Origin of the sequence: Enterococcus sp. DIV0660C (assembly GCF_017316125.1) — a bacterium.
Classification (GTDB): domain Bacteria; phylum Bacillota; class Bacilli; order Lactobacillales; family Enterococcaceae; genus Enterococcus_B.
Map to the genome: position 1 here is coordinate 1 of NZ_JAFLWA010000025.1, position 6,151 is coordinate 6,151.

Consider the following 6,151-nt stretch of genomic DNA (forward strand, 5'->3'; position numbering starts at 1 on the left):
GGATGGTTTTTTGTTGTTTAAAATAAATTTATTTGATTACTCTTAAATTTCCCATATATGGCACTAAGACTTCAGGAATAGTTACTGAGCCATCTTCATTTTGATAATTTTCTAAGATTGCTGCGACTGTGCGGCCAACAGCTAAACCAGAACCATTCAATGTATGTGCATAATGAATTTTTCCATCTTCATCGCGGTAGCGAATCATTGCTCGACGTGCTTGGAAATCTTCACAATTTGAACATGAACTGATTTCACGGAAAGTATCTTGTGCAGGAATCCAAACTTCTAAATCATAAGTTTTAGCAGCAGAGAAGCCCATGTCCCCTGTTGATAAAGCAACGACACGATAGGGTAAGTTCAATTTTTGCAAAATATCTTCAGCATCATTAGTCATTTTTTCTAGTTCTTCATAAGAATGTTCAGCATCAGAAAACTTAACCATTTCGACTTTGTTAAATTGATGCAAGCGAATCAAACCACGAGTATCTCTACCAGCACTGCCAGCTTCTGAACGAAAAGCAGGGCTAAGAGCGGTAAAGCGAATTGGCAAATCTTTTCCATTTAAAATTTCATCATTGTAATAGTTAGTTAAAGGAACCTCTGCAGTAGGAATCAATGTTAAATCAGTATTTTCCAATTGGAATACATCTTCTTTAAATTTTGGAAATTGACCTGTCCCAAACATTGCACGACTGTTAACGATGTATGGAGTAATCATTTCAGTATAGCCGTGCTCATAAATATGTTGGTCTAGCATAAAATTATATACCGCACGTTCTAGACGCGCGCCTAACCCTTTGTAATAAACAAAACGACTTCCTGAAACTTTCGCGCCACGTTCAAAATCTAAAATATCAAGATTTTCTGCGATTTCCCAGTGTGGTTTAGGTTCAAAAGAAAAGTTTCGTGGATTGCTCCAACGACGAACTTCGACATTATCCTCTTCATCTTTTCCAATTGGGACTGATTCATTAGGTAAATTTGGTAAGGTAGTAGCAATCTGAGTAAGTTTTTCATCAACATCAGCAATTTCTGTATCTAAGGCTTTGATGTTACCACCAACTTCTTTCATTTCTGAAATTTTTGCAGAAGCATCTTCTTTATTACGTTTTAGTTGCGCAATTTCTGCAGAAACATCATTTCGATATTTTTTTAATTCCTCACTTTTTACAAGCAAATTACGACGACTTTCATCTAATTCCATAAATTCAGCCAAAGTTTCTTTTTTTACGCCACGTGTCATTAATTTTTCTTGGACTGAGTCAAAGTTCTGACGCATCATTTTCACATCTAACATTACTAATTCCTCCTTTATAAATAAAAAAAGACTATTTGTTCCCAAAAAATCTTGGGACGAAATAGTCTTGTATTCGCGGTACCACCCGAGTTCAGCATCAATGGCTGCTCTTGTTTACAGATAACGGCTGCTAACCGGCTTTTTTTATTTCAAAAAGCACACATTATAGAACTGGAACTTCCAAATTATTTTTTACTGATTTGCAGCGACCATCAGCTCTCTGTAAAAAAATAAAGTGTACTGGGTTCAGTGTTTAGTATTCACTAATTGACTTAAGAATATCGAAAAATAGGATATTCGTCAACTGATTATTTTTTGTCTTGAGGAAGTTTACTATTTTTTTTCAAAGGTAGGTGCATAATAAATGAAGTCCAACTTTGATCTGATTTTGCATAAATGTAGCCGCCATGTAATGCAACGATACTTTGAGCAATTGCTAGCCCAAGTCCTGTTCCACCAGTTGCTTGTGATCGAGATTCTTCCACTCGATAAAAACGGTCAAACAAATTATCAAGCGATTGTTTTGGAATCATTGCACCATTATTTTTAACGACAGCTACAACTTCTGTTCCAATACGCTCGACTTCAATAATAATCTTTGTAGCTCCTTTACCGTACTTCAAAGCATTTGTAATTAAATTATTAAAGACACGAACCAATTTTTCTGTGTCTCCATCCATAATCAAAGAAGACTCTTTAGATTGGACAAGTATTTGGATATTTTTTTTGGCCGCTTCCAACTCAAAGTCAGCAGCAAGTTGTTCGATTAATTGAATTAAATCAAATGCTGAAAAGTTAACAGGTACAGCAGGCTGTCGTACTTTTGTATATTCAAAAAGATCTTCAACTAAAGACTTCATTTGTTTCGCCTTTACATAAGCAGTATGTGTGTACTTCAAAAGATCTTCTTGAGAATGATATTGTCCATCTTCGATCAAACCTAAGTAGCCAATAATGGATGTTAGTGGGGTACGAATATCATGGCTTACATTTGTAATTAGTTCATCCTTTGATTTTTCAATTTTTCGTTCATCTTCAATAGCGGCGACAGTACTATCTACTAATCCATTGATACTAGTGACAACTCTACTAAGATCTCCACTGAGTTCAAAAGGGATTCGGTGATCATAGTTGCCATTAGCAATGAAATGCAGTTCACTAATAATATGACGTAACTGCATTTGCCGATAGCGACGAATCAAGCGCCAGTATAAAACTGCTATATCTAATAGTAAGAAAAGCGGAATAATAAAATTCCTACCATTCCAAAAAAGGTCAGATCCAAGTCGTTGAGCAAAAATATTTTTGGAGTCCCAAATTGCATTTGTGAGAGAAGGGGAGCTGTTAATGACAGAACTAATTACTACTAAAATAGCAACATTTAATAGAAGTAAAAGAATAACTGTGATGATTCCTTCTGCTAAAAGTTCACTAATTTCTTTGGAGGTTAAAATGATACGTCGGCGCTTTTCTTTTCCTACGCTCTTATCTTGCGTCAATTTTATATCCAACCCCCCAAACAGTTTGAATGACTTTTTCTCCACCTGTAGCTTCTTCAATCTTATCCCGTAAATGGCTCACATGTACCATAACTGTTTTTGCTGAGACAATACTTTCTTGTTTCCAAACACGTTCAAAAATTTCATCCGCACTAAAAACACGATTTGGATGACTTGCTAAAAGATATAAAATTCCAAATTCTAGAGCAGTTAATTGGATTTCTTTCCCGTCAATTGTTTTTACCTCATGAGAGTCTTTATTGATTATCAACGAGTTTACTTCTAGTACATCTGGTTGTTCAGCAGTTATTTGCATTTTTGTACGACGTAGTAAAGATTTTACACGCGCCATAACTTCCAATGGATTAAATGGTTTAGTTACGTAATCATCTGCACCAGCAACCAATCCTTTGATTTTATCCATATCAGTTGTTTTTGCTGTTAACATGATAATTGGAATTTGAGATTCTTTCCGTAATTCTTTCACAACTTGCATCCCGTCCATTTCAGGCATCATGATATCTAAAATAAGTAGTTCAATATCTGGAATGGTTCTGATTTTTGATAGTGCTTCTTTTCCATCATAAGCTTTTACCGCTTCGTATCCTTCATTGTGTACATAGATACTCAATAACTCTACAATTTCTTTATCGTCATCTGCAATTAAAATTTTCATATAGTGAATCCTCCAGAATATAAGTATGTTTACCATTATTCTAGCAAAAAAAAGCAGAAATAGATAAAAGCAACACTTTGTTAACAAAAAATTTAGAAGAAATCACTGTAAATCAAATATAATAAAAAAAACTGAACAATTTTTCAGATATAACATATAATTGAGCAAAAATAGTGTAAAAAGCGAATGAATTTAAAACAGAATTAAAGAATAATCGATCTTGCTATAAATGTTGTCAAAACAGCTTTTTTCTTGTTGACTTTAGAATTTTAAGTTGGTATATTATTATTTGTTCAACAGAGTTGTCGTAATTTTGTTGAGTAATTGTTAAATAAGTTATTGACATGTGAATTGTCACGTGATAAGATAACTGAGTCGTTTAGAAAGAACCTCTTATGAAGCTTGATTTCATCAAGAAAAACTTCAAAAAAGTTCTTGACAAATAACAGACGATGCGATATGATAAATGAGTTGCTGAAAGATTTCTTAAACGGAATCGAAAAAAACTTTTTCAAAAAAGAGTTGACATTCAAACGTCGCTCTGATATGATATAAAAGTTGCTACGGCAATTCAAGTAGACCTTTGAAAACTGAACAAAGTAAGACAAACCAAATGTGTAGGGCGTCTTGATTCAATTCAAGACAACAAACATTTTTAAACAGCAAGCAATATGCTAGCAAACAAATTGAGCTTAACAATCGAAAGATTGTTCTAACTTTTATTATGAGAGTTTGATCCTGGCTCAGGACGAACGCTGGCGGCGTGCCTAATACATGCAAGTCGTACGCTTTTTCTTTCACCGGAGCTTGCTCCACCGAAAGAAAAGGAGTGGCGAACGGGTGAGTAACACGTGGGTAACCTGCCCATCAGAAGGGGATAACACTTGGAAACAGGTGCTAATACCGTATAACAATCGAAACCGCATGGTTTTGATTTGAAAGGCGCTTTCGGGTGTCGCTGATGGATGGACCCGCGGTGCATTAGCTAGTTGGTGAGGTAACGGCTCACCAAGGCCACGATGCATAGCCGACCTGAGAGGGTGATCGGCCACATTGGGACTGAGACACGGCCCAAACTCCTACGGGAGGCAGCAGTAGGGAATCTTCGGCAATGGACGAAAGTCTGACCGAGCAACGCCGCGTGAGTGAAGAAGGTTTTCGGATCGTAAAACTCTGTTGTTAGAGAAGAACAAGGATGAGAGTAACTGTTCATCCCTTGACGGTATCTAACCAGAAAGCCACGGCTAACTACGTGCCAGCAGCCGCGGTAATACGTAGGTGGCAAGCGTTGTCCGGATTTATTGGGCGTAAAGCGAGCGCAGGCGGTTTCTTAAGTCTGATGTGAAAGCCCCCGGCTCAACCGGGGAGGGTCATTGGAAACTGGGAGACTTGAGTGCAGAAGAGGAGAGTGGAATTCCATGTGTAGCGGTGAAATGCGTAGATATATGGAGGAACACCAGTGGCGAAGGCGACTCTCTGGTCTGTAACTGACGCTGAGGCTCGAAAGCGTGGGGAGCAAACAGGATTAGATACCCTGGTAGTCCACGCCGTAAACGATGAGTGCTAAGTGTTGGAGGGTTTCCGCCCTTCAGTGCTGCAGCTAACGCATTAAGCACTCCGCCTGGGGAGTACGACCGCAAGGTTGAAACTCAAAGGAATTGACGGGGGCCCGCACAAGCGGTGGAGCATGTGGTTTAATTCGAAGCAACGCGAAGAACCTTACCAGGTCTTGACATCCTTTGACCACTCTAGAGATAGAGCTTCCCCTTCGGGGGCAAAGTGACAGGTGGTGCATGGTTGTCGTCAGCTCGTGTCGTGAGATGTTGGGTTAAGTCCCGCAACGAGCGCAACCCTTATTGTTAGTTGCCATCATTAAGTTGGGCACTCTAGCAAGACTGCCGGTGACAAACCGGAGGAAGGTGGGGATGACGTCAAATCATCATGCCCCTTATGACCTGGGCTACACACGTGCTACAATGGGAAGTACAACGAGTTGCGAAGTCGCGAGGCTAAGCTAATCTCTTAAAGCTTCTCTCAGTTCGGATTGTAGGCTGCAACTCGCCTACATGAAGCCGGAATCGCTAGTAATCGCGGATCAGCACGCCGCGGTGAATACGTTCCCGGGCCTTGTACACACCGCCCGTCACACCACGAAAGTTTGTAACACCCGAAGTCGGTGAGGTAACCTTTTGGAGCCAGCCGCCTAAGGTGGGATAGATGATTGGGGTGAAGTCGTAACAAGGTAGCCGTATCGGAAGGTGCGGCTGGATCACCTCCTTTCTAAGGAATATTACGGAGACTACACAGGTTTGTCATTATTACTTTGTTCAGTTTTGAGAGGTTTACTCTTATTATTTTTAATACTTGGGGCCTTAGCTCAGCTGGGAGAGCGCCTGCTTTGCACGCAGGAGGTCAGCGGTTCGATCCCGCTAGGCTCCATTAACAACATTAGTTGTTAATTTTGTTCATTGGGGGAGGGATAGGGGGGGTAGGGGGAGAACGGGGGGAGAGGGCAGCGGGTAAGGGGTTTTGGGAGGGGGGGAATTGGGGAGGGGGGGGTACAGGGGTCTAGTGTTAGAAATGAAGTCAAAACCCAACCGTAAGGTTGATAAGGTTAAGTGAATAAGGGCGCACGGTGGATGCCTTGGCACTAGGAGCCGATGAAGTACGGGACTA

General features: G+C 39.8%; 3 protein-coding genes, 1 tRNA gene, 1 rRNA gene and 1 other annotated feature. Of the genes, 2 read left to right on the forward strand and 3 right to left on the reverse strand.

Annotated elements, in window-relative coordinates; translation table 11 throughout:
* Window positions 1-28: 28 nt before the first annotated feature.
* From serS to DOK81_RS07400, 3 genes are all read right to left on the reverse strand, one after another.
* Window positions 29-1,300, reverse strand: a complete 1,272-nt coding sequence (gene serS / locus DOK81_RS07390; RefSeq protein ID WP_206909714.1) for a serine--tRNA ligase — start codon at window positions 1,298-1,300, stop codon at window positions 29-31.
* A gap of 49 nt (window positions 1,301-1,349) precedes the next feature.
* Window positions 1,350-1,564 (reverse strand) — a binding site (T-box leader).
* Between the two features lie 44 nt (window positions 1,565-1,608).
* Complete coding sequence (locus tag DOK81_RS07395; RefSeq protein ID WP_206909715.1) at window positions 1,609-2,799, reverse strand: HAMP domain-containing sensor histidine kinase; 1,191 nt, start codon at window positions 2,797-2,799, stop codon at window positions 1,609-1,611.
* Window positions 2,786-3,475, reverse strand: coding sequence for a response regulator transcription factor (locus tag DOK81_RS07400; RefSeq protein WP_067483692.1), 690 nt, complete (start codon window positions 3,473-3,475; stop codon window positions 2,786-2,788). Before DOK81_RS07400 ends, DOK81_RS07395 begins: the two co-directional genes overlap by 14 nt.
* Window positions 3,476-4,195: 720 nt before the next feature.
* Here DOK81_RS07400 and DOK81_RS07405 point away from each other — a divergent pair.
* Window positions 4,196-5,755 (forward strand): 16S ribosomal RNA (locus DOK81_RS07405).
* Window positions 5,756-5,841: 86 nt separating this feature from the next.
* Window positions 5,842-5,914 (forward strand) — tRNA-Ala (locus tag DOK81_RS07410).
* Window positions 5,915-6,151: the final 237 nt, after the last annotated feature.